Source organism: Desulfuromonas versatilis (assembly GCF_019704135.1).
Taxonomy (GTDB): domain Bacteria; phylum Desulfobacterota; class Desulfuromonadia; order Desulfuromonadales; family NIT-T3; genus Desulfuromonas_A; species Desulfuromonas_A versatilis.
The window spans coordinates 504,064-525,679 of the sequence record NZ_AP024355.1 but is presented as its reverse complement, the minus strand read 5'-3'; the positions used below and the strand labels follow the sequence as shown (position 1 = coordinate 525,679).

Here is a 21,616-nt window from a genome sequence, read left to right as displayed (position 1 = left end):
CGGTTTATCCATGCCGACACTGACCATCGACAACCAGACCGTCACCGTCCCCGAGGGGAGCAACGTGCTCGAGGCGGCCAAGCGGCTGGGGATCGTCATCCCCCACTTCTGCTACCACGAGGCGCTGGGCGCCGTCGGGGCCTGCCGGATCTGCGCCGTGAAGTTCGAGGAGGGCCCGGTCAAGGGGATCCAGATGAGCTGCATGGTCGAGGCCAAGGACGGCATGGTGGTCTCCACCCTCGACCCAGCGGCGGCCGAGCTGCGCGCCCACGTGGTCGAGTGGCTGATGGTCAATCACCCCCACGACTGCCCGGTCTGCGACGAGGGGGGCGAGTGCCAGCTGCAGGACATGACCGTCGCCGGCGGCCATGGCGTGCGCCGCTTCCGGGGCAAGAAACGCACCTACAATAACCAGCAGCTGGGCCCCTTCATCGAGCACGAGATGAACCGCTGCATCCAGTGCTACCGCTGCGTGCGAACCTACCAGGACTACTTCGGCGGCGACGACTTCGGCGTGCTCGGCTCCCGCGACCGGGTCTACTTCGGCCGTTTCCGCGACGGCAAGCTGGAGAGCCCCTTTTCCGGCAACCTGGTCGACGTCTGCCCCACCGGGGTCTTCACCGACAAGACCTTCCGCTTCAAGACCCGTTACTGGGACATCGAGGAGGCCCCGTCGATCTGCCCCCACTGCTCTCTGGGCTGCGCCACCATCCCCGGCGCCCGCTACCGCGAGCTGCAGCGGATGCGCGCCGGGATCAACCCGCAGACCAACGGCTTCTTCATCTGCGACCGCGGCCGTTTCGGCTACGGCCACGCCAACCACCCCGAGCGCCCCCGTACGCCCCAAGTCGGCGGCAGCGACTGCGCCTGGCCCGAGGCCATCGAGCTGGTGCGCCGCCAACTGCAAACCGCCGTCGCCGAAAAGGGAGCGGATTCGGTGGTCTTTCTCGGCTCGCCGCGCGCCTCGCTGGAGGCCAACTACCTGCTCAAGCAGTGGGCCGCCTCCCTCGGCTGCAGCCAGGTGGTCTTCGAGGCCCACCCCGAGCGGGATCGGGCCGTCCGCACCGCCGCCGCCCTGCTCGGCGCCCGCAACGCCGGGCTGGCCGAGATCCGCGCCGCCGATTTTCTGCTGCTGGTCGGCATCGACCCGCTGGCCGAGGCGCCGATGCTCGCCGCGGCAGTGCGTCAGGCGGTGCGCAAGGGGGCCAAGGCGGCGGTGATCGACCCGCGCCCGGTGGAACTGGCCTGCCCCGCCTCCCACCTGCCGCTGCCCCCCTGGAGCCTGGGCGAGTCCATGGAGGCCCTGGCAAAGGACAATTTCGACCGCCTCCCCCGCCAGCAGGCGGCCCTCTTGGAAGGGGTCTCCCAGGGGCTGCGCCACGCCAAGCGCCCGGTGGTCATCGGCGGAGCCGACCTGCTCGGCGCCGCCGGGGTCAAGGCCCTGGCCTCTCTGGCCGAGGCCCTCGACACCACCGAGCGCCCCTGCCGCGCGGCGCTGGTCCCTGCCGGTCCCAACAGCTACGGCGGCGCCCTGCTGGCCTCGGGCCCGGCTTTCGACAGCCTGGTCGAGCGAATGCTCGAAGGCAAGGTGCAAACCCTGGTCTGCCTCGAGAACGACCCGGCCAGCGGCTTCACCGACCCGGCCAAGGCCCGGCTGGCCCTCTCCCGGGTCGACTACACCCTGGTGTTGGACTCGCTGCCGACGCGCACCGCCCACAAAGCCGAGGCCTTTCTCCCCAGCCGGGCCACCGCCGAGACCGCGGGCAGCTTCGTCAATTTCGAGGGGCGGATGCTCGCCTTCGAAAAGGTTTTCGAGCCGGGCCTGCCGATCCGGGTCACCGGCGGCGGCAGCCACCCGCCGCGCAGCTTCGCCCGCGGCACCCCCGGGGACCAGCCGCGCCCGGCCTGGGCGATCCTCGCCGAGCTGCTCGGCCGCCCCGCCGACCTGGCAGCCATCCGCGCCGAGATCGAAACTGCCGATCCCCGATTCGCCGGATTGGGAAAACTCTCAGTTGAAAGCGAGGGGATCAGGGTGCAGGGCGCCGGCCAACTGCCGCCGCCCGCCGAGGCGCCTCTGCCCCACTGCGAACCGGGGGGCACCCTGCGCCTGTTCGCCGTCGAGAGCCTGTTCGGCTCGGAACCACTCGCCAGCTTCTCCGCACCTCTCGAAGCGGTGCGCCCGGCACCCTGGGTGCTGCTGCACCCGGAGGACGCCGCCCGCTTCGGCCTCAACGAAGGGGATGCTGCTCGACTGGGTACCGAGCGGGGCCACGCCGAGGTCACCGTCAGGCTCGCCGCGGCCATGGCCCCCGGCGCCGCCTTCGTGCCGCGCCTGTTCGGCACCGCCCTGGAGAGCTTTGTGCCCGGCAGCGGCCATCTCGACTGCACCCTGGAGAAAGGGGGGGCGCCGTGAGCGATTTTCTCATCGACGTGGTGCTGATCCTGGTCAAGCTCGGCCTGATCTTCGGCGTCCTGCTGACCATGGCCGCCTACCTGGTATTCGCCGAGCGCCGGATCCTCGGCCGCATGCAGCTGCGCCACGGCCCCAACCGGGTTGGCCCCTTTGGCCTGTTGCAGCCGGCCGCCGACGCCATCAAGCTGCTGACCAAGGAGGATTTTATCCCCGCTGGCGCCGACAAGGTGATCTTCTTCATCGCCCCGGGGCTGGCCGCGGTCACCGCCCTCTTAACCTTCGCCGTGGTCCCCTTCGCCCCGCCCATCGAGCTGTTCGGACGCCAGGTGCCGATGGTGGTCTGCGACCTCAACGTCGGCGTGCTCTACTTTCTCGGTCTCTCCTCGCTGGCGGTCTACGGCGTCGCCCTGGGCGGCTGGGCCTCCAACTCCAAGTACGCCCTGCTCGGCGCCATCCGCTCGCTGGCCCAGCTGATCAGCTACGAGCTCTCCATGGGCCTGGCGGTGATCCCGGTCATTCTCATGGCCCGCTCCTTCTCGCTGACCGACATCGTGCTGGCCCAGCAGGGGGCCCCGTTCCTGCTGCTCAACCCGCCGGCCTTCCTGATCTTTCTGATCAGCGTGGTGGCCGAGTCCAAGCGCATCCCCTTCGACATCCCCGAAGCGGAAAACGAGATCGTCGCCGGCTTCCACACCGAGTACTCGGGGATGCGTTTCGGCCTGTTCTTCGTCGGCGAATACATCAACATGGTCATCCTCAGCTCGATGATCACGGTGTTTTTCCTCGGCGGCTGGCTGGGGCCGGTGCTGCCGCCCATTGTCTGGTTCTTCGCCAAGGTGCTGGCCTGCTGCTTCTTCTTCATCTGGACCCGCGGCACCCTGCCGCGGCTGCGCTACGACCAGCTGATGCACTTCGGCTGGAAGGTCCTGGTCCCCCTGGCCCTGCTCAACGTCATCGTCACCGGCGGCGTACTGCTGTGGATCAAAGGCTAGGAGTCAGGAAGTTATTTGAATGGTTTTCACTGATTACCAATCACTTATTACTCATTACGGTTTTAAATGAATTTATGGCGTGACATAAAAGGCACCGTCCGGCCCTTCTGGATCACCCTGCGCTACATGTTCAAAAAGCCGGTGACCATCCAGTACCCGGAGCAGAAGCGCACCCCCTCCCCGCGCTACCGGGCCCGCATCGTGCTGACCCGCGACCCCAGGGGCGAGGAGCGCTGCGTCGCCTGCTACCTGTGCAGCGCCGCCTGCCCGGTGGACTGCATCTCCATGCAGGCCGCCGAGCGCGAGGACGGCCGCCGCTACGCCGCCTGGTTCCGCATCAACTTCACCCGCTGCATCTTCTGCGGGCTCTGCGCCGAGGCCTGCCCGACCCTGGCGATCCAGATGAGCCCCGACTACGAGATCTGCAACCGCGACCCGATGAAGCTGGTCTACGAGAAAGAGGACCTGCTCATCGCCGACGGCGGCAAGGACAACGAGTACGACTTCTACCAGCACGCCGGCATCGGCGTCGCCAACCCCCGCGGCGGCAACGAGGACGAGTACGGCCCGGTGGATATCAAGAGCAATTTGCCTTGATCGTGTAGGGGCGAACCTGCGTGTTCGCCCTGGCCGGGCAGACACACAGGTCTGCCCCTACCAAAACGGACGTTATGGCAACCATCCTTTTCTACATCCTCGGCTGCACCGCCCTGGCGGCGACCCTGCTGTGCATTACCCGGCGCAACCCGGTGCACGCGGTGGTCTACCTGGTCAACGCCCTGTTCGCCCTGGCGCTGCTGTTCTACATGCTCGGGGCGCCGCTGGTGGCGGCCTGGGAGGTGATCATCTACGCCGGCGCGATCATGGTGCTGTTTCTGTTCATCATCATGATGCTCGAGCTCGCCCCGACCGAGGAGAGCCCGGGGCCCGGCTGGCTGCGCTGGGGGCCGGTGCTGCTGCTCTCGCTGGTGCTGATCAGCTGCTCGGTGCTGCTGATGGTGGTCGACACCCAGAGCGGCGGCGGGGTGCCCAGCTACTACGCCTCGCCGCGCACCTTCGGCTACGCCCTGTTCAAGCAGTACGCCCTGGCCGTGGAGATCGTCTCGTTCCAGCTGCTGTTCGCCGCGGTGGGCGCCTTCTACGTCGGCAAGGCCGACTGGGGCAAACGCAAGCAGAAAGGGGGCCGCCCATGATCGTGCCGCTCTCCCACGTGCTGGCCTTCGCCGGCGCCATGTTCTTCATGGGCCTGGCCTGCGTGCTCACCCGCCGCAACCTGATCATGATCCTGATCGGCGTCGAGATCATGATCAACGGCGCCGGGCTGGCGCTGGTCGGCGGCTCGGCCTTCTGGCAGCAGGTGGACGGGCAGGTGCTGGTCATCCTGCTGATGGCGCTGACCTCCGCCGAGGTCTCCATCTCGCTGGCGATGGTCGTTTACCTGCAGCGCAGCCGGGGAACCCTCAACGCCAACCGCTTCAAGGAGATGAGTGGCTGATGAAAGCGCAGCTGCTGTTCCTGATACCTCTGCTGCCCCTGCTCGGGGCGGCGGTCAACGGCCTGCTGGGGATGAAGCTGCCCCGCGCGGTGCGCGGCGGCGTGGCGGTGGCGGCTGTGGCGGCATCCTTCGCCGTGACCTGCCTGCTCTGGCCGCTGGGCCATGGAGAGGGGACGCGCACGGTGCTCGGCACCTGGCTGGCCGGCACCGGCCTGCAGGCCGACTTCGGCATCCTCTTCGACCCCCTGTCGGCCTCCATGGCCCTGATGGTCACCGGGGTCTCCACCCTGATCCACCTCTACGCCGTCGGCTACATGAACCACGAGGAGGACACGGCGCGCTTCTTCGCCCTGCTCAACCTCTTCGTCTTCGCCATGCTGACCATCGTGCTGGCCGACAACCTGCTGCTGCTGTTCCTGGGCTGGGAGGGGGTCGGTTTCTGCTCCTACGGGCTGATCGGCTTCTGGTACGCCAAGTTGGAGAACGCCGCCGCCGGACGCAAGGCGTTCCTGGTCACCCGGGTCGGCGACGTGTTTCTGGCCATCGCCGTGCTCTGGCTGTTCGCCGCGCTGGGCAGCGTCGGCATCCCCGAGGTCAACGCCGGCGCCGGCCAGCTCGCCCCGGCCGCCGCCACCGCCATCGTGCTGCTGATGCTCGCCGGCGCCTGCGGCAAGAGCGCCCAGCTGCCGCTGATGACCTGGCTGCCCGACGCCATGGCCGGCCCCACCCCGGTTTCGGCGCTGATCCACGCCGCCACCATGGTCACCGCCGGCGTCTACCTGCTCTGCCGGCTGTTCCCGGTGGTCGCCCTCTCCCCGCCGGCGATGGCCGCCATCGCCATGGTCGGGGCGCTGACCGCCTTCTACGCGGCGACCTGCGCCCTGGCCCAGCGCGAGATCAAGCGGGTGCTCGCCTACTCGACCATGAGCCAGATCGGCTTCATGTTCATCGGCGTCGGCGCCGGGGCGGTCAGCGGCGCCATGTTCCACCTGTTCACCCACGCCTTCTTCAAGGCCCTGCTGTTCATGGGGGCCGGCTGCGTGATCCACCTCTGCGACGAGGAGAACGACATCTTCAGGATGGGCGGGGTCAAGGCCCGCTCCCCCTTCGTCTTCTGGATGTTCCTGGCCGGCGGGCTCTGCCTGGCCGGGCTCCCCTTCTCGGGGGGCTTCTTCTCCAAGGACGGCATCCTGCTGGCCGCCTTCAGCCAGGGGCCCGGCTGGCTGCGCATTGCCTGGCTGCTCGGGCTGGTCAGCGCCTTTCTCACCAGCCTCTACACCTTCCGGCTGCTGTACCTGGTGTTTGCCGGCCAGCCCCGCCGCAAGCTGCACAAGCACACCCTGCCGGGGCTGATGCTCTGGACCCTGCCGCCGCTGGCCCTGCTCGGCCTCGGCGGCGGCCTGCTCAACCTGCCGCCGGCCTACGGCGGCGGCGAGGCCCTGCACCACTACCTGGGCGGCCTGGCCGGGCTGCCCCTGGTGGTTGATCACGCCACCGAGTTCGCCCTGGCGACGGTGGCAGGAGGCCTCTTCGCCCTCGGCGCCCTGGCGGCCTGGGGACGTTACCGGGCCTTCCCCGGTGACCAACCGAACCGGGTCAAGGGCTTTCTGCTCGCCGGCTGGCAGGCCGACGCCCTGGTCGAGCGCAGCCTGCTGCGCCCGTTCAAGGCCATCGGCCGGTTCTGCTGGCAGGGGCTCGATGTGACCATGATCGAAGGGATTCTGGGCGGATTTGCCAGCTTCAGCCAGCGCCAGGGGGATCTGCTGCGCAAGCTGACCGACGGCCGCCTTTCCACGTATCTGATCGGTTTCGTCTGGGGCCTGCTGGTGCTGCTCGGCTGGTTTTTGCTGGTGCTGGCGCGCCACTGAATGAAATGATTTGGACGCGAGAATGATAACCATCTCTGATGGATACGGCGTAGATGACCATGGGTGACGCGACAACCTTTCCGGTACTCAGCCTGCTACTCGGCCTGCCGCTGCTCGGCACGGGGTTCTGCCTGCTGTTCCGGCGCAACGCCGACGAGTGCCGCTGGGCCTCCCTGGCCACCACCCTGGCGGTGCTGGTGGTGTCGGTCTGGTGCTTTCTGCAAAGCCCCGGCCCGGACGGTTGGTACCTGGTCGAGGACTACCGCTGGATCCCCTGGCTGGGGGCCCGCTTCACCCTGGCCATGGACGGCATCTCCCTGCTCATGGTGCTGCTGACCGCCTTTCTGCAGGTGATCGCCGTGCTGATCTCCTGGCACCAGAAAAAGCACCCGGCCCTGCTTTTCTCGCTGCTGCTGCTGCTCGAAGCCGGCCTGCTCGGGGTCTTTCTCGCCACCGACTTGCTGCTCTTCTACCTGTTCTGGGAGATGATGCTCATCCCCATGTTCTTCCTCATCGGGGTCTGGGGGCACGGTCGCCGGGTCTACGCCGCGGTCAAGTTCTTCCTCTTCACCCTGGCCGGCAGCCTGCTGATGCTGGTGGCGATCATCGGCCTCTACCTGCTGCACGGCCGCCAGACCGGCGACTACACCTTCGCCCTCGAGGCGCTTAAGGCCACCAACTGCGGCGCCCTTGAGCCCTGGCTTTACGCCGGCTTCATGATCGGCTTTCTGGTCAAGGTACCGGTGGTGCCGCTGCACACCTGGCTCCCCGACGCCCACACGGTGGCTCCCGGGGCCGGCTCCCTCGACCTGGCCGGGCTGCTGCTCAAGACCGGGGTGTTCGGCATCCTGCGTTTCGCCTTCCCGCTGTTTCCCGCCAGCGCCGCGGCGAGCCTGCCGGCCCTGGCGGTGCTGGCCCTGGTGGGGCTGTTCTACGCCGCCTGGTGCGCCTACCTGCAGGAGGATGTCAAGCGGCTGATCGCCTACTCGTCCATCTCCCACCTCGGGGTGATCCTGCTCGGCCTGGCCGCCGGCAGCCGCCTGGCCCTGGAGGGGGCGATCCTGCTGATGGCCTGCCACGGCCTGACCACCGGCGCCCTGTTCGCCCTGGTCTCCATGCTGCGCCGGCGCACCGGCACCCGCGAACTGGCCAAGCTGGGCGGGCTGTGGAAGGAGGCGCCGATCTTCAGCTGGTTCTTCCTGTACTTCTCCCTGGCCTCCCTGGGCCTGCCGGGGCTGGCCAACTTCAGCGGCGAAATCCTGGTCTTCGCCGGCACCTTCCAGACCCGGCCCCTGTGGGGGGCCCTGGCGGTGCTCGGGGTGGTCTTCGCCGCCGCCTACATGCTGCGCATGGTCCAGGGGGTGCTCTGGGGCAAGCGCCCGCCGGGCCGTCCCTGGGTCGACCTGACCTGGCGCGAGGGGCTCACCCTCGCCGCCCTGGCCTTTTTCACCCTCTGGCTCGGCGTCCAGCCGGGGACCTTCATCGAACCCCTTCACTTGCCGGTGCAGACTCTGCTCGAGGGGACCCGGCTGCTGGCCGCGGCGGGAGGCGCTCCATGAGTTTTCCGGAACTGCTCGCCCTGCTACCGGTGCTGATTCTGGCCCTCGGCGCCACCGCGATCCTGATGGTCGGAGCCTGGTTTCCGGCCCGCCGCCCCCTGCTCTACTCCGGGGTGGCCGTCGCCCTGGTCGCGGCGCTGGCCGCCGGGGCACTGCGTCCGCCGGTGGCCGAGGTGGCCCACATGTTCGGCGCCGGTCCCTACGCCCGTTTCTTCACCATCCTCTGGTCGCTGCTGGCGGCCATGACCCTGATGATCTCCAACCGCTACGCCGAAGACCGGCGCTTCCCCGGAGGCGAGTACACCTGCCTGGTGCTGTTCGCCGCGGCCGGCATGGCGCTGCTCTCCTCGGCCACCTCCCTGGTCGGGGTGCTGCTCGGTCTGGAGTCCTTTACCCTGGTGCTCTACATCCTCATCGCCATCGACAAGCAGTCGACCCTCGGCGCCGAGGCCGGGCTCAAGTACCTGGTGATGGGGATCGTGGCGACGGGCTTTCTCGGTTTCGGCATCGCCCTGGTCTACGCCGCCACCGGTTCGCTGCACCTGCCCGAGGCGCTGCTGCAGCTCGGCGACGCCCAGGCCGGCATGCGCCCGCTGGGGCTGCTCGGCTGGGCCATGCTGCTGGTGGCCATCGGCTTCAAGGTCTCCCTGGTCCCCTTCCACCTCTGGACCCCCGACGTCTACCAGGGGGCGCCGGCCCCGGTGACCGCCATCCTCTCCACCGGCTCCAAGGGGGCGGTGTTCGCCGCCCTGATCACCCTGATGCTCGGTCTGCCGGCCGGCGAGGATGCGCTGGTGCCGATCCTCTGGCTGCTGGCGGCCGCCTCCATGCTGATCGGCTCGCTGTGCGCCCTGCGTCAGGACAACATCAAGCGGATGCTCGCCTACTCCTCGGTGGCGCACATGGGCTACCTGCTCACCGGCCTGCTCGCCGGCGGCGAGGCCGGGCGCAGCGCGGTCGTCTTCTACCTGGTGGTCTATGGAGCGGCCAATCTCGGCGCCTTCGGCATCCTCACCTCCTTCGCCCTGCAGGGCGAAGAGCCCCAAAACTACCGTGACCTTCGCGGCCTCGGCTACCACCACCCCATCCGCGGCGCGGCCCTGGCCCTGTTCCTGCTCTCGCTGGCCGGGATTCCGCCGGCGGCCGGTTTCCTGGCCAAGTTCGGCATCTTTCACGCCGCGCTGCGCTCGGGTTTTCTCGGCCTGACCCTGCTCGGGGTGCTCGCCTCGCTGGTCTCGCTCTACTACTACCTGCGGCCGACCATCGTCATGTTCATGGCCAAGGAGCGCAGTGCCTGCCTGCACCAGGGGCACGCGTCAGAACATGCGGTGCTCGCCGTTTGCCTGGCCGCCACCCTGTTGCTCGGGCTCTATCCTGCGCCGTTGTTCGACCTGATCAGAACCCTGGTCCCCTAGCAACCCTCGCCCAAGGAGCTGAACGCCATGTCCACCGTGCTGAAAATCGAAGAATTCCTCAAATCCCCCGCCTTCGGCGTCGCCGGGGCCTCGACGGACCGCCACAAGTACGGCAACAAGGTGCTGCGCTGCTACCTGCAGAAAGGAAAGAAGGCGATCCCGGTCAATCCCAGGGAAGCGGAAGTGGAAGGGGTGGCCTGCGTGGCCAGCGTGAAGGATCTGCCCGCGGAGGTGAAGAGCCTCTCGATCATCACCCCGCCCAGGATCACCGAGCAGGTGGTGGCCGAGGCCATCGCCAAGGGGATCGAGAACATCTGGATGCAGCCGGGGGCGGAGAGCCCCGCTGCCGTGGCAGCCGCCGAAAAAGCCGGGCTCAATGTCATCGCCGACGGCAGCTGTTTGCTGGTGGTGCTGGGGTACAGCGAGGGGCACTGAAAGGGCTGCGATGAGTGACCGGGATGATGGGAATCATGAGAAGAATGGGAGTTATGGGAGAAAGGCCTTTCATAATTCCCATGACTCCCATAATTCCCATAGCTCCGAAATACCGCAACCGGCCATCCTCCCCCCGCGGGGCGACTACCAGACCCTGCTCTCCTACCAGAAGTCCGAGATAATCTACCAGATCACTTTCCGCTTCTGCCGGCGCTTTCTCCGCAGGGGTGACCGCACCATCGACCAGATGGTGCAGGCGGCCCGCTCGGGCAAGCAGAATATCGTCGAGGGGAGCAAGGCGGCGACCACCTCGAAAGAGATGGAGATCAAGCTGACCAACGTGGCGCGGGCCAGCCTGGAGGAGTTGCTGGAGGATTACCGCGACTACCTGCGGGTGCGCGACCTGCCGATCTGGGACAAGCAGAGCCGCGAAGCGCTCTATGTGCGCAAACTCGGCGCCACCTCGGCCATTTCTTTCGAAACATTTCGGCAGTTCACCGAGACCCGCCCCGCCGAGGTGGTGGCCAACATCGCCATCTGCCTGATTCACCAGACCAACTACCTGCTCGACCAGCAGCTCAAAGCCATGGAAAAGGCCTTTCTCGCCGATGGCGGCCTGCTCGAGCGCATGACCCGCGCCAGGCTACAGATGCGGAAAGGTCAAAAACCCTGAGAGCCATGAGAATAATGGGAATTATGAAACCAATGAAGTTCATAATTCCCATCCTGTGATCCTCCCCGGCAAAGAAAAAGCGCCCCGACCGGAGCGCTTTTTTTTAGCCGCATTAGTTAAACCAGCAGCATCCGATCCTGACTGAACTCCTCGCCGCGCACCGTGTAGAAGCGCTCGAGCAGGTCTTCGACCTTCATCTGCCGCTTCTCCTCTCCAGACACATCGAGAATCACCTTGCCCTGGTGCATCATGATCAGCCGGTTGCCGAGCTGCAGGGCCTGCTTCATGTTGTGGGTGACCATCAGCGCGGTCAGCTGCTGCTCGCGCACCAGGCGCTCGGTGAGTTCGAGAATCTGCTGGGCGGTTTTGGGGTCGAGGGCGGCGGTGTGTTCGTCGAGCAGCAGGATCTCGGGGCGCACCAGGGTCGCCATGAGCATGGTCAGGGCCTGGCGCTGACCGCCGGAGAGCAGACCGACCTTGTCCCTGAGGCGCGCCTCCAGCCCCAGGCCGAGCTGTTTCAGCTGCTCGCGGAACAGTTCGCGGTCGTGCCCCTTGACCCCCAGGCCGAGCAGGTGGGGCCTGCCGCGGCGCAGGGCCAAGGCCAGGTTCTGCTCGATGGAAAGCGTCCCGCAGGTGCCGAGCAGCGGATCCTGGAAAACCCGGCTGATGAAGCGGGCCCGGCGGTGCTCGGACCATGCGGTGACGTCCTGCTCGTCGAGCAGGATGCGCCCCCCCTCCAGGGGATAGGAGCCGGCCAGGCAGTTGAGCAGGGTCGACTTGCCGGCGCCGTTGGAGCCGATCACGGTGATGAAGTCGCCGCGGCGTACCCGCAGGTCGACGCCGCTAAGGGCCAACACCTCGTTGATGCTGCCGCGGTGGAAATACTTTATTATTCCCTGCAGTTCGATCATCGGAATCTCAGCCTCCGGCGCACCTTGGGCGCGGTCAGGGCCGTCACCACCAGCAGTGCGGTGATCAGGTTGAGATCGCTGGGAGTGAAGCTGAAGCGGCCGAGCTTCAGCCCCAGGGCCAGGGCGATGGCCAGCCGGTAGATGATCGAGCCGAGCAGGGCGGCGATGATCGCCCGGTTGATGGAGCGGTCGCCGATCAGGGTCTCGCCGACGATCACTGAGGCGAGCCCGGCGACGATGGTCCCCACCCCCATGTTCACGTCCGCCGCCCCCTGACTCTGGCAGAGCATGGCGCCGCTCAGGGCGACCAGGGCGTTGGAGAGCCCGACGCCGATGATGATAACGTTGTGGGTGTTGACCCCCTGGCTGGTGATCATCTGCTTGTTGTCGCCGGTGGCGAGCATCGCCAGGCCGAACTCGGTGTGCAGAAACCACATGAGAAAACCGGCCGCCAGCAGGCAGATGCCGCCGAACAAGAGCGGCGCCGCCACCGAGGGGGAGAGCCCGGCGCCGTAGAGGGGATCGAGGATCGTCCCCTTGCCGAGCAGGGTCATGTTGGGCCGCCCCATGACCCGGATGTTGATGGAGTAGAGGGCGATCATGGTCAGGATCGAGGCGAGCAGGTGCAGGATGCGGAACTTGGTGTTGAGCACCCCCGTCACCATCCCGGCGAGGAAGCCCGCCGCCATGGCGATGGCCAGGGAAACGAAAGGATCGATCCCCGCGGTGATGGCCACCGCCGAGACCGCCGCCCCCAGCGGCAGGCTGCCGTCGACGGTGAGGTCGGGAAAGTCGAGGATGCGGAAGGTGAGATACACCCCCAGCACCATCAGCCCATAGGCGCACCCCTGTTCCAGGGCGCCGAGAAACGCGTACCAGGTCATATTTCTAAAGGTCTCTGAAAAAAATTAACCACGAAGGACACGAAGGGCACGAAGAAGGGCCCCAAAAGGCTTTACTTCGTGTACTTCGTGTCCTTCGTGGTGAGAAGGTCTTTTTGTTCTCCGCAGGTTATTCGACGATCTTGTCGGCCCTCTTCAACATCGCCTCGGCAATCTCCACCCCCATCTTCTTCGCCGAGGCGGGGTTGAGGTGGATCTGGAACTCCCTGAGAGTCTCCACCGGCATGCCGGCGGTGTCAGCGCCCTTGAGCACCCGGGCGGCCATCTCGCCGGTCTGCCGGCCCATCTGGTAGTAGTCGACGGCCAGGGCGGCGATGGCGCCGCGTCCCACCGAGTCGACGTCGGCGGCGAAGATCGGCAACTTGCTCTCGTAGCCGACCTTGGTGATCGCCTCGAAGGCCGAGACCACCGTGTTGTCGGTGGGGATGTAGACCGCATCGCTGCGGCCGACCAGGCTCTTGGCCGCCTGGTAGACCCCGGCTGAGTTGGCGATGGTCGCCTCCTCGAGGGTGATGCCCAACTGGTCGCAGACCTGCTTGAGGGCCTTGACGATGCTCACCGAGTTGGCCTCGCCCGAGTTGTAGATCACCCCCAGGCGCTTGAGCCCGGGGAGGAACTCGCGGATCAGATCGACCTGCCGGTCCACCGGGCTCATGTCGGTGGTGCCGGTGATGTTGCCGCCGGGCTTCTCCAGGCTCGGCACCAGCCCGGCGCCCACCGGATCGCTGACCGCGGCGAAGACGATGGGGATCTTCTTAATCACCTGGGCGCAGGCCTGGCTGGTCGGGGTGGCGATGCTCACCACCAGGTCGGGGTTCTCGCCGAGAATCTGCCGGGCGATGAGGTTGGCGGTGGAGATGTTCCCCTGGGCTACGTGGATGTTATAGCTGACCTCGAACCCCTGGGCGGCCAGCTCGTCCTGCACCCCTTTGCGCAGGGCGTCGAGCGCCGGGTGCTCGACGATCTGGTTGAAGGATATGGTGTAGCCTTTGGCCAGGGCCGGCAGGGCGGTCATGGCGATAATGGCAAGGGCGGCGGCGAACTTTTTCACGGTGATCCTCCCGGGCGGGTCAGTGGTCTAGCCAGTGCGAGGTCCTAATCTAAACGGAATCCAGGGGTTTCGTCAAGAATCCCCTCGGCAAAACGGGGGAGGGAGGCTTTTTCCCTCCCTCCCCCGCTGACTTGGGAGGTCTGAACACCAGGTAAACCGCAGCGAACCTTCCCCCTCAGAAGGGGATGGCGAAGGTCAGGTACAGGCTGTCCACCCCTGGGTTCTTGTCGTGAATCTCGGCATTGGAGATATGTACGAAACGCAAACCCAGGCGCGACCGGTTGGCAAACTGGTAGGCTACGCCGATTTCGTCACTAAACTGCAATACCCCGCCCAGATCCTTGCTGTCCCCCGCCTCGTAGGCACCGAACCCGATCAGCGGGGTGAACACCAACCTGCCCACGGCCAGCTCCGCATAGAGCGCGGCATAGGCCATGGCCCCGCCATCCACGTTGGCCATCACCCCCAGGGCCGGGCCGATAAAGGACAACTTATTGCCGAAGCGCAGCTGAAGGGTGCCCGCAGCGCTTTCGTTGCCGCCATGGAAAGCACCGTACCCCCCCGCTCCCAGATCGAGGTAATGGGGGGCATCCCCCAGGACTTTGAGGCCTCCCAGTTGGTAAACGACTTCGGCCTGCTCCGCCGCCCGGCTTGCGCCGGCAACCGCCATGACCAGGCCGATTCCCAAAAGGACCAGCATCAGATGTTTCATCTCTCCTCCTTGCACCCCTGCGGCACCCGCGCTTTTCGAGCGAACCGCAGGAAATCAATAGTCTTATAGAGAGTTTACGCCTGGGCGAACGAATGTCCAGCAGGCCCGGGGTTTTCTAAAAACAAAAAGGCCGCTCCCGAATTTCGAAGCGGCCATGGTTTTAATTTTCGACCTGAACTAGGTCGCGATGGAGCCCCCTCAGGTGAAGCCCGAACCGGCGGTGCAGGCGTAGCAATGATCCCCAACGGCGATGGGAGTCCCCGGCTCGGGCAGCCCCGGCATCATCGCCACATGGATTTTCTCCCCCCCCAGGGGCAGCCCTTCGGCCTGGTTGAAGTCACAATCGTAGAGGTAGCCGTCCCAGGAGACCGAAACCAGGGTGCGGCACATCAGCCCGGACACCGTGCAGGGGTTGAAACTCTGCGCCAGCTTTTCCATGTAGGGGCGATAGTTGCCGGATTTCTCCAACCAGGCGCGGAATCGGCCCAGGGGCATGTTGGCGAAGGTGTAGATGTGATTGAAAACGATGCCGAACTTGCGCTCGAGATCGCGCTTGAACTTGCGCTCGGCCTCCTGCTGGGAGGTGGGCAGAAAGGCCCCGGCGGGATTGGCCACCAGGTCGAGTTCCAGCCCGCTCCCCTCGATGCCGTAACCCTCCTCGTTGAGGCGCCGGAGCATGGCGATGCTCTGCTCCCAGACCCCCTGGCCCCGCTGGGAATCGGTCTGGCCGGGGTTGGTGGCCGGGAAGGAGGAGACAATGACCACCCGCTGCCGGACGCAGAGCTCCAGCAGTCGTTCGCGCCCCTCCTGCCCCAATGCGGTGAGATTGGAGCGCAGCATCAGGCGGGGGGTCAGCGGCGCCAGTTCCCCGATCAGGTATTCGATGTCCGGCACCATCTCAGGAGCCCCGCCGGTGATGTCGATGACCTCGAAACGCACCCGGCGCGCGTAGGCGATGACGTCGTTCATCGTCGCCCGTGACATCACCTCCCGGCGTGTCGGGCCCGCCTCGAGGTGACAATGGCGGCAGGCCTGGTTGCAGAGCAGGCCGACATTGACCTGCAGGGTGTGGGTCTCGCCCCGCACCAGCTCCAGCCCATGGCCTTGCAGGGATTGCGAAAAAGCGCCATCCTGCGCAGGGAGATCCGACCTTCGGCTGCCGGCAGGCTCCTGCCTGGGTTCTTCTTGCTTCATGCTGTTGGTCCCCGTCCGCTCACATGGAGATTTTTTCGGCGATGCGCCGCATCTGCATACCGTGCACCAGCGATGCCCCGCCGCGGATGGCGGTGACCACGTGCAGGGCCTCGGTCATCTCCCCCAGGTTGGAGCCCTTTTCCAGACAGGCCCTGGTGTAGGCATCGATGCAGTAAGGGCACTGGACGGTGTGGGCCACCGCCAGGGCGATCAGCGCCTTCTCCCGCTCGGTCAGCTCCCCCTCGGCGAACACCTGGCCGTAGTAGTCGAAAAACTTCTTGGCCAGTTCCGGGGCCTCCTTGCCGATTTCGGCGAATTTGGGCAGATCGGCCGGATCGTAATAGTTTTCCATTTGTGGGATCCCTCTTGAATAATGGGTTGATGGGGCGCGCCCCGGGTAGCGGATCGCTTCAGAGTACCACAGGGCCCGCGCCGGGGCCACCTTGCTGCCTTCCCCAACTCCTCAGTTTGTCTGAGGGGCCGCGGACTTGGGAGAGACCAGCTCACCGATGAACAGGCTGCCGTTGTGGACGAAGAAGAAGGAGGGCAGCCCCTCGGCCAGCTCGGCCAGGCGCCGCGCATACTCCTCCTCTTCTCCCGGCTCGGGGGCGGCCAGGCCGAGAAAGACCAGGTCGGCCGCGGCGCTCTGGCGGTGGATCAGGTCCACCACCGTGACATCCTCCGGCTTGACCATGACCTCGATCTCGGCATTGATGCGGATCTCGGGGATCAGGCGGGCCAGGGTCCCCTCGGTCTTCTCCTTCATCAGCTGGTTGGAGGCGACGCTCTTGATGTGGATGTGGGCGTCGCGCCAGTCGGGGTTGCGGCTGAGCAGGTAGGCGAGCAGCAGCATCAGGTCGCCGTTGCGCTGCAGCCCTCCCCACCAGACGTGGATGGTCCGCGGCTTGCCCTCTTCGCTCGGGCCGAGGGGCTGCACCTTGCCGATGAGCATCGACTGGTGCAGACGGCGCAGCCGGCGGATGACGCGCAGAAAATGCACCAGCCGCTCCTGGCTGTCGGGCCAGCCGAGCAGCACGGTGTTGCTTTCGATGCCGGCGATGCCGTTGGCCTGGGCCACCGCCACGATCCCCCGCTCGATGTTCTGCACCACGTCCACCTCGCCGAAGGCGACGATCCCCTCCCGCTTGAGGATGGCGTCGATCTGCTGCTGGCGCTCGTGGGTGTCGAGATCCAGGTCGAGCAGGTCGCCGACCACCAGCTCGGCCACCGTCACCACCCCGCGGTCCTCGCTGAACCAGGCGCCGTAGCGCACCAGCTCGAGCCGTCGCTCGATGTTGCCGACGAAGGCCAGAACGTGCGGCCGCCAGTTGCGCGCGGTCATCGGCCGATTGGACAGGCGGACCAGCGCCCAGCGGATGATCGCCTCGTAGACGTCGCGGCGCACGTCCCCCCAGTCCTCCTTGCGCTCGCGGCGCTTGAGCAGCAGCCAGAGGCTCAGCTCGATGACCACCGCGGCGATGCTCGCCGGCAGGTTGATCAGCACCATGACGGCAAAACAGCCCAACGCCCCGGCCAGACTCACCGCCCAGTGCACCTGCACCCGGGGACGCCAGGAGGGGTTGCCCGAGAGTTTTTCCAGGGCAGCGACCAGGTTCACCGTCCCGTAGACCGTGAGAAAGAACATGGTCACCACCGTGGCCACGGTGTTCAGCGAGCCGAGAAAAACCGCCCCGAGGGCCAGAGCCAGGGTGACGATCAGGCCCAGGACCGGCTCCTGCTGTTTGCCCGCCAGGGTGGCCAGCTGGCGCGGCGCCAAGTGGTCCATGGCCAGGGCCTGCAGGGTGCGCGGCGCGCCGAGCATGGAACCGACCGCCGAGGAGAAGATCGCCCCCCACAGCCCGGGAAGCACCAACCAGGGGCCGAAAACGGCAATTTTGGTCCAGACCAGCGGATCCTCGCGCAGGCTCTGGATGTCGCTGCCCATGGCGAGCAGCACCGGCACCACCAGATAGACCCCGAAGCCGGTCAGGGTGGCCAGCAGAGTCCCCCGCGGAATGGCCTGGCGGGGGTCCTGCAGATCGCCGGAAAGACTGAGACCGGCCATGATGCCGGTCACCGCCGGGAAGAAGACCGCGAATACCGCCCAGAACCCCACCTCCCCCGACGCCGCGACCAGCGCCCCGGCCTCTGGTGTCTCGTGAAACAGGGCGCCGCCGGCCAGGGCCAGCAGGGACAGGGCGATCAGCACCATGATCGGCAGCTGGGAGCGCAGGGCGGCTCCGGCACCGCGAAAGGCCAGGGCCCCCACGGCCAGGATGATCAGAAAGGCGGCCGCCTGAACCGGCACCCCCGGCCAGACGAAACGCAGGGATTCGGCCAGGCCGAAGGCGTAGAGGGTGACTGAAAAGGCCTGGGAGAGAAACAGGGGCAGGCCGATGGCTCCGCCGATTTCCAGACCCAGGCTGCGGGAGATAATGAAGTAAGCGCCGCCGACCCCGACCCGACTGTTGGTCGCCACCGCGGAGAGGCACAGGGAGGTGATGATGGTGATGGCGTTGGCCAGGACGACGATAAGCAGGGTCTTCAGCAGCCCGACATGCCCCACGACCCAGCCGAAGCGCAGGTACATGATGACCCCGAGAATGGTCAGGATGGTCGGAGTGAAGACCCCCAGAAAGGTGCCGAGCTTGCGCCCCTGCGCCGGGGGAAAACGCCGGGTCCCGGCCGGCCGGGCGGGTCGCTCACGCTGGAACATATCGAACATGGGCACTCCCTCCCGCGCAGCCGCCTCCCGGGCCCAGCCCTGCAGCGGGGCGTTCCCTGGAGGGAAAATCCGATAGGAAAAACCCAATACTAGGTCAGAATTCGCAGAAAAATCAACCGCCAACGGCTCGCGCCGCCCAGCGGCCGGTTCCGGGGGGGGGACCCGGTGAAGGTTCACCGCCAGGGTCCCCGGCGGCAAGCCGCCCCGGAACTGAAAAGGCCCCCCGACGCGCGGGGGGCCTGGGAAAGACCTCTGCTTACGGCAGGGGAAAATCAGCCAGCCGAGACGCTGATGAAGATCAGCCCCTGCTTGCCGGTGTTTTCCACCCCGTGGGATTTTCCCGCCGGCACCACCAGGACCTTCCCCGGGCCGATGGCTTCGGGGGCGTCGTCGCTGAGGAAATTCCCCCCGCCCTCGAGCACCACCCAGATATGGTCACCGGCATGAACATGGGGATGAATATGCTGCCCCGGCAACAGGCACCAGAGCGTGGTGCGGGAATGCGCGGTCTCGGCGAGCGAAACCTTGTTGGCCTTTTCGGTGTTGAAATCCACCTTGTCCTTGTAATCGCAGAATACGGTCACCATGCTCACTCCCCCGGAGAAAAATAAAAAGGCGCCCGGAACACTTCCGGGCGCCTCGATATTAAGTCAGCCGGCATTCCGCCGTCAAGACTTGCTTACCTGGACGGCCACCCGGTTGCGGCCGGCAGGGATGATCTGCTGAATGTTGAGATCGGCAAAATGGTAGGGTGCAAACAACAGGCCCTTGGCGGTTTGCTGGCTGATGCGCACCGCCCCCTTGGCCGAACCGACGCTGGAGGTCAGGGTAACCGCGTCGCCCTCCTTGACCCCGCAGGCCGAGGCGTCCTCCGGGTGCATCTCGATGTACCCGCCAGGAGCCACGGCCAGGCAGCCGTCGGCGGCGGTGGACGTGGTCCCGAATTGGAAGAGGATTTTGCCGGCCAGCAGCTCCAGCCCCTTGCCGGCCGCTTCGCCCCCCTGGGCGGGATAATAGGTCAGGGCGGCTTCCTCGAGGCGGAACGGCTCTTTCAGGCAGGGCTTGCAGCGTCCCTGGCCGACGAAACAGACCTCGGAATAAAGAGGAGCCAGCTCCTTGATCTCGGCAAGCACCGCCTCGGGGTTCAGCTGGCGGCTCCTGGAGGCGACCCGGTTGTAGAGGTCGGTCAGGATATCCCAATCCTCCCGGGCCTCGCCGAGGGGCGCGAGGGCTTTGCCGAGGCAGCTGACCCGCTGGTCGAGGGAGGTGACGCTGCCGCTCTTTTCCGCGAATGAGGTGCCCGGCAGCACCACGTCGGCCAGCTCGGTCAGCTCCGAGGCGAGAATGTCCTGCACCACCAGGCAGTCGACTTTTTGCAGCGCCTGGCGCCAGCGGCCGCTTTCCGGGAAGGAGACCAGCGGGTTGACCGCCGCCAGGTAAAGCAGCTTGATCTCCCCTTTCTCGATCCCCTCGAGAATCCCCTGGGCATCCAGTCCGCCCTTGGGGAGCTGGACCTTCCATGCCTGCTCGAAGCGCCCCCGTGCGGCCTCGTAATCCTGGTGTCCGGGCAGGGCCTCGGGACGCACCCCCATGTCGAGCAGCCCCTGCATGTTGCCTTTTTCGTCTACCGGGAAAAGGCCCCCGACGTCGCCGTGCAGGGCGCCGCAGACCATGGCCAGGTTGGCGATGGCGAGCACCTTCTGCTCGGCCCCCACGCTGCGGGTGATGTCCCCACCGAAAACCACCGCCACCGAATCGGCCTGTCCCAGGTAGAGGGCGGCCTCCTCCAGGTTCCCGAGGCTCAGGCCGGTGGCCGCGGCGGCCTCGGCGAGATCGATCCCCTGCAGATGCTGCTTGAGCTCATCGAGATTGTTCAGATAGCGTGCGAGGAAACCCTCGTCGGCCAGTCCCTTGTCGAGCAGGATGCGGGACAGAGCATTGGCCAGAGCCACCTCGCTGCCGGGGCGGTAGTTGAGGAAGGATTCGGCATAGCGCACCAGCTTGACCGGGCGCATGTTGGCCACTACCAGCTTGCCGTCGTGCTTGCGGCAGGCCTTCTCGATCTGCCAGTCGATGGCCGGCGCCTCGGCGGTCACATCCGAGCCGAACACCAGCACCGCCCCGGCCCTGCCGATACGGTCCATGGAGTTGCTTGCCCCGCGCAGACCCAGGGCGCCGTCGAGGGTCTTGAGGGCGCGCAGGGCGCCGAAGCGGGCCTCGGAGTCGATGTTGTTGCTGCCGATGGCGGCGCGGAACAGCTTCTGGAACAGGTAGTTTTCCTCGTTGGTCAGCCGCGCCGAACCGAGGCCGGCAATGGCGCCGGCACCGCCTGCCGCGCAGAGTTCGCGGATCTTGCCGGCCACGGTGCCCAGGGCCTCGTCCCAGCCGACCTCGCTGACGCTCGCCCCCTTGGCACTGCGCACACTGGGGCGCAGCAAGCGCTTGGGCGAGTTGACGTAGCCGTAGCCGAAGAACCCGCCGATGCAGAGCTGGCCGTCGTTGACCGTCACCCCGTCCTCGGAGGTGACCCGATAGATCTGGTTGTTCTTGACGTTGATGTCGATCTGGCACTGGCTGCCGCAGTAGGTGCAGACCGAGGGGGTCTTGCGCAACTCCCAGGGACGGGCCTTGAACTTGAAGGTTTTGGAGATCATTGTCCCGGTGGGGCAGACCTGCACGCAGCTGCCGCAGAATTCGCAGAGCTCCAGGTGCTTGTCGATGAACGCCCGGTCCCCCTTGTCGTTGAGCCACAGCGAGCTCGAACCGACCGCCTCGTGGCAGACCTTGACGCATTTCTCGCAGAGGATGCAGCGTGAGGGGACCTGCTGGATCAGCGGCCACTCGTCGATGGTGGGGTGGTTGACGTCCTCGGCCTCGAAGGGCTGGGAGGTGACGTCGAGATCGTAGCAGATGTTCTGCAGGTCGCATTCGCCGCCGGCGTCGCAGACCGGGCAGTCGAGGGGGTGGTTGACCAGCACCATCTCCACCAGTTGCCGGCGGATGGCGCTGAGCTTTTCGGACTGGGTGGTAACAACGATGCCGTCCTTGACCGGGGTGTTGCAGGCGGTCATCGGCCGGTCGACGCCGGTGATCTCCACGGCGCAGATGCGGCAGGCACCCGTCGGCGAGACCTTCTGCAGCCAACACAGGGTCGGAATGGCGATGTCGATCTTGCGGGCCGCCTCCAGGATCGTGGTTCCCGCAGGGACGCTTACCGTCTTGCCGTCTATTGTCAAGCTGACCATATTATTCTCACCTCAAAACCTGGCTG

At 66.4% G+C, this 21,616-nt stretch carries 19 protein-coding genes; 10 read left to right on the top strand and 9 right to left on the bottom strand.

What is annotated here, in order from left to right; translation table 11 throughout:
- Nucleotides 1-10: 10 nt before the first annotated feature.
- From nuoG to DESUT3_RS02255, 10 genes are all read left to right on the top strand, one after another.
- Entirely contained in the window at nt 11-2,413 is a 2,403-nt protein-coding gene (nuoG, locus tag DESUT3_RS02300; protein WP_221250859.1) for an NADH-quinone oxidoreductase subunit NuoG, read from the top strand.
- On the top strand, nt 2,410-3,405 hold the full coding sequence (nuoH, locus tag DESUT3_RS02295; protein ID WP_221250858.1) for an NADH-quinone oxidoreductase subunit NuoH: 996 nt from the start codon (nt 2,410-2,412) through the stop codon (nt 3,403-3,405). Before nuoG ends, nuoH begins: the two co-directional genes overlap by 4 nt.
- Nucleotides 3,406-3,471: 66 nt before the next feature.
- Nucleotides 3,472-4,002, top strand: a complete 531-nt coding sequence (nuoI, locus tag DESUT3_RS02290; RefSeq protein ID WP_221250857.1) for an NADH-quinone oxidoreductase subunit NuoI — start codon at nt 3,472-3,474, stop codon at nt 4,000-4,002.
- 74 nt (nt 4,003-4,076) lie between these two features.
- Entirely contained in the window at nt 4,077-4,598 is a 522-nt protein-coding gene (locus DESUT3_RS02285) for an NADH-quinone oxidoreductase subunit J family protein (RefSeq protein WP_221250856.1), read from the top strand.
- Entirely contained in the window at nt 4,595-4,900 is a 306-nt protein-coding gene (gene nuoK, locus DESUT3_RS02280; protein WP_221250855.1) for an NADH-quinone oxidoreductase subunit NuoK, read from the top strand. The genes DESUT3_RS02285 and nuoK overlap by 4 nt, the downstream gene beginning before the upstream one ends.
- The gene (gene nuoL, locus DESUT3_RS02275) at nt 4,900-6,768 is read left to right on the top strand and encodes an NADH-quinone oxidoreductase subunit L (RefSeq protein ID WP_221250854.1); all 1,869 of its coding nucleotides are present in this window, start codon (nt 4,900-4,902) and stop codon (nt 6,766-6,768) included. The genes nuoK and nuoL overlap by 1 nt, the downstream gene beginning before the upstream one ends.
- A 53-nt stretch (nt 6,769-6,821) precedes the next feature.
- The gene (locus tag DESUT3_RS02270; protein WP_225911601.1) at nt 6,822-8,327 is read left to right on the top strand and encodes a complex I subunit 4 family protein; all 1,506 of its coding nucleotides are present in this window, start codon (nt 6,822-6,824) and stop codon (nt 8,325-8,327) included.
- On the top strand, nt 8,324-9,742 hold the full coding sequence (locus tag DESUT3_RS02265) for an NADH-quinone oxidoreductase subunit N (protein ID WP_221250853.1): 1,419 nt from the start codon (nt 8,324-8,326) through the stop codon (nt 9,740-9,742). Before DESUT3_RS02270 ends, DESUT3_RS02265 begins: the two co-directional genes overlap by 4 nt.
- Nucleotides 9,743-9,769: 27 nt before the next feature.
- The gene (locus DESUT3_RS02260) at nt 9,770-10,177 is read left to right on the top strand and encodes a CoA-binding protein (protein ID WP_221250852.1); all 408 of its coding nucleotides are present in this window, start codon (nt 9,770-9,772) and stop codon (nt 10,175-10,177) included.
- A gap of 10 nt (nt 10,178-10,187) precedes the next feature.
- Complete coding sequence (locus DESUT3_RS02255) at nt 10,188-10,850, top strand: four helix bundle suffix domain-containing protein (RefSeq protein WP_225911600.1); 663 nt, start codon at nt 10,188-10,190, stop codon at nt 10,848-10,850.
- A 116-nt stretch (nt 10,851-10,966) separates the two neighbouring features.
- Here the strand turns inward: DESUT3_RS02255 and DESUT3_RS02250 are convergent, their stop codons facing one another.
- From DESUT3_RS02250 to DESUT3_RS02210, 9 genes are all read right to left on the bottom strand, one after another.
- On the bottom strand, nt 10,967-11,761 hold the full coding sequence (locus DESUT3_RS02250; protein ID WP_221250850.1) for an ABC transporter ATP-binding protein: 795 nt from the start codon (nt 11,759-11,761) through the stop codon (nt 10,967-10,969).
- A complete protein-coding gene (locus DESUT3_RS02245) occupies nt 11,758-12,645 on the bottom strand; it encodes an ABC transporter permease (protein ID WP_221250849.1) in 888 nt (295 codons plus the stop codon). The genes DESUT3_RS02250 and DESUT3_RS02245 overlap by 4 nt, the downstream gene beginning before the upstream one ends.
- A 127-nt stretch (nt 12,646-12,772) precedes the next feature.
- A complete protein-coding gene (locus DESUT3_RS02240) occupies nt 12,773-13,714 on the bottom strand; it encodes an ABC transporter substrate-binding protein (protein ID WP_225911599.1) in 942 nt (313 codons plus the stop codon).
- A 175-nt stretch (nt 13,715-13,889) separates the two neighbouring features.
- Nucleotides 13,890-14,426, bottom strand: a complete 537-nt coding sequence (locus tag DESUT3_RS02235) for an acyloxyacyl hydrolase (RefSeq protein ID WP_221250848.1) — start codon at nt 14,424-14,426, stop codon at nt 13,890-13,892.
- A gap of 198 nt (nt 14,427-14,624) precedes the next feature.
- The gene (gene arsS, locus DESUT3_RS02230; protein WP_221250847.1) at nt 14,625-15,620 is read right to left on the bottom strand and encodes an arsenosugar biosynthesis radical SAM (seleno)protein ArsS; all 996 of its coding nucleotides are present in this window, start codon (nt 15,618-15,620) and stop codon (nt 14,625-14,627) included.
- Between the two features lie 19 nt (nt 15,621-15,639).
- A complete protein-coding gene (locus DESUT3_RS02225) occupies nt 15,640-15,972 on the bottom strand; it encodes an arsenosugar biosynthesis-associated peroxidase-like protein (protein WP_221250846.1) in 333 nt (110 codons plus the stop codon).
- 111 nt (nt 15,973-16,083) lie between these two features.
- Complete coding sequence (locus tag DESUT3_RS02220; RefSeq protein ID WP_221250845.1) at nt 16,084-18,345, bottom strand: APC family permease; 2,262 nt, start codon at nt 18,343-18,345, stop codon at nt 16,084-16,086.
- 272 nt (nt 18,346-18,617) lie between these two features.
- On the bottom strand, nt 18,618-18,932 hold the full coding sequence (locus DESUT3_RS02215) for a cupin domain-containing protein (protein ID WP_221250844.1): 315 nt from the start codon (nt 18,930-18,932) through the stop codon (nt 18,618-18,620).
- Between the two features lie 81 nt (nt 18,933-19,013).
- On the bottom strand, nt 19,014-21,590 hold the full coding sequence (locus tag DESUT3_RS02210; protein ID WP_221250843.1) for a molybdopterin-dependent oxidoreductase: 2,577 nt from the start codon (nt 21,588-21,590) through the stop codon (nt 19,014-19,016).
- Nucleotides 21,591-21,616 lie beyond the last annotated feature (26 nt).

Excerpts from the sequence above, each read along its gene's own strand:
- nuoG (WP_221250859.1), top strand. The coding sequence starts at position 11 with ATGCCGACACTGACCATCGACAACCAGACCGTCACCGTCCCCGAGGGG.
- DESUT3_RS02250 (WP_221250850.1), bottom strand. The coding sequence starts at position 11,761 with ATGATCGAACTGCAGGGAATAATAAAGTATTTCCACCGCGGCAGCATC.
- DESUT3_RS02255 (WP_225911600.1), top strand. The coding sequence starts at position 10,188 with ATGAGTGACCGGGATGATGGGAATCATGAGAAGAATGGGAGTTATGGG.
- DESUT3_RS02265 (WP_221250853.1), top strand. The coding sequence starts at position 8,324 with ATGAGTTTTCCGGAACTGCTCGCCCTGCTACCGGTGCTGATTCTGGCC.
- DESUT3_RS02235 (WP_221250848.1), bottom strand. The coding sequence starts at position 14,426 with ATGAAACATCTGATGCTGGTCCTTTTGGGAATCGGCCTGGTCATGGCG.
- DESUT3_RS02260 (WP_221250852.1), top strand. The coding sequence starts at position 9,770 with ATGTCCACCGTGCTGAAAATCGAAGAATTCCTCAAATCCCCCGCCTTC.
- DESUT3_RS02220 (WP_221250845.1), bottom strand. The coding sequence starts at position 18,345 with ATGTTCGATATGTTCCAGCGTGAGCGACCCGCCCGGCCGGCCGGGACC.
- DESUT3_RS02210 (WP_221250843.1), bottom strand. The coding sequence starts at position 21,590 with ATGGTCAGCTTGACAATAGACGGCAAGACGGTAAGCGTCCCTGCGGGA.
- nuoI (WP_221250857.1), top strand. The coding sequence starts at position 3,472 with ATGAATTTATGGCGTGACATAAAAGGCACCGTCCGGCCCTTCTGGATC.
- nuoL (WP_221250854.1), top strand. The coding sequence starts at position 4,900 with ATGAAAGCGCAGCTGCTGTTCCTGATACCTCTGCTGCCCCTGCTCGGG.
- arsS (WP_221250847.1), bottom strand. The coding sequence starts at position 15,620 with ATGAAGCAAGAAGAACCCAGGCAGGAGCCTGCCGGCAGCCGAAGGTCG.
- DESUT3_RS02225 (WP_221250846.1), bottom strand. The coding sequence starts at position 15,972 with ATGGAAAACTATTACGATCCGGCCGATCTGCCCAAATTCGCCGAAATC.
- DESUT3_RS02270 (WP_225911601.1), top strand. The coding sequence starts at position 6,822 with ATGACCATGGGTGACGCGACAACCTTTCCGGTACTCAGCCTGCTACTC.
- nuoK (WP_221250855.1), top strand. The coding sequence starts at position 4,595 with ATGATCGTGCCGCTCTCCCACGTGCTGGCCTTCGCCGGCGCCATGTTC.
- DESUT3_RS02215 (WP_221250844.1), bottom strand. The coding sequence starts at position 18,932 with ATGGTGACCGTATTCTGCGATTACAAGGACAAGGTGGATTTCAACACC.
- DESUT3_RS02285 (WP_221250856.1), top strand. The coding sequence starts at position 4,077 with ATGGCAACCATCCTTTTCTACATCCTCGGCTGCACCGCCCTGGCGGCG.
- DESUT3_RS02245 (WP_221250849.1), bottom strand. The coding sequence starts at position 12,645 with ATGACCTGGTACGCGTTTCTCGGCGCCCTGGAACAGGGGTGCGCCTAT.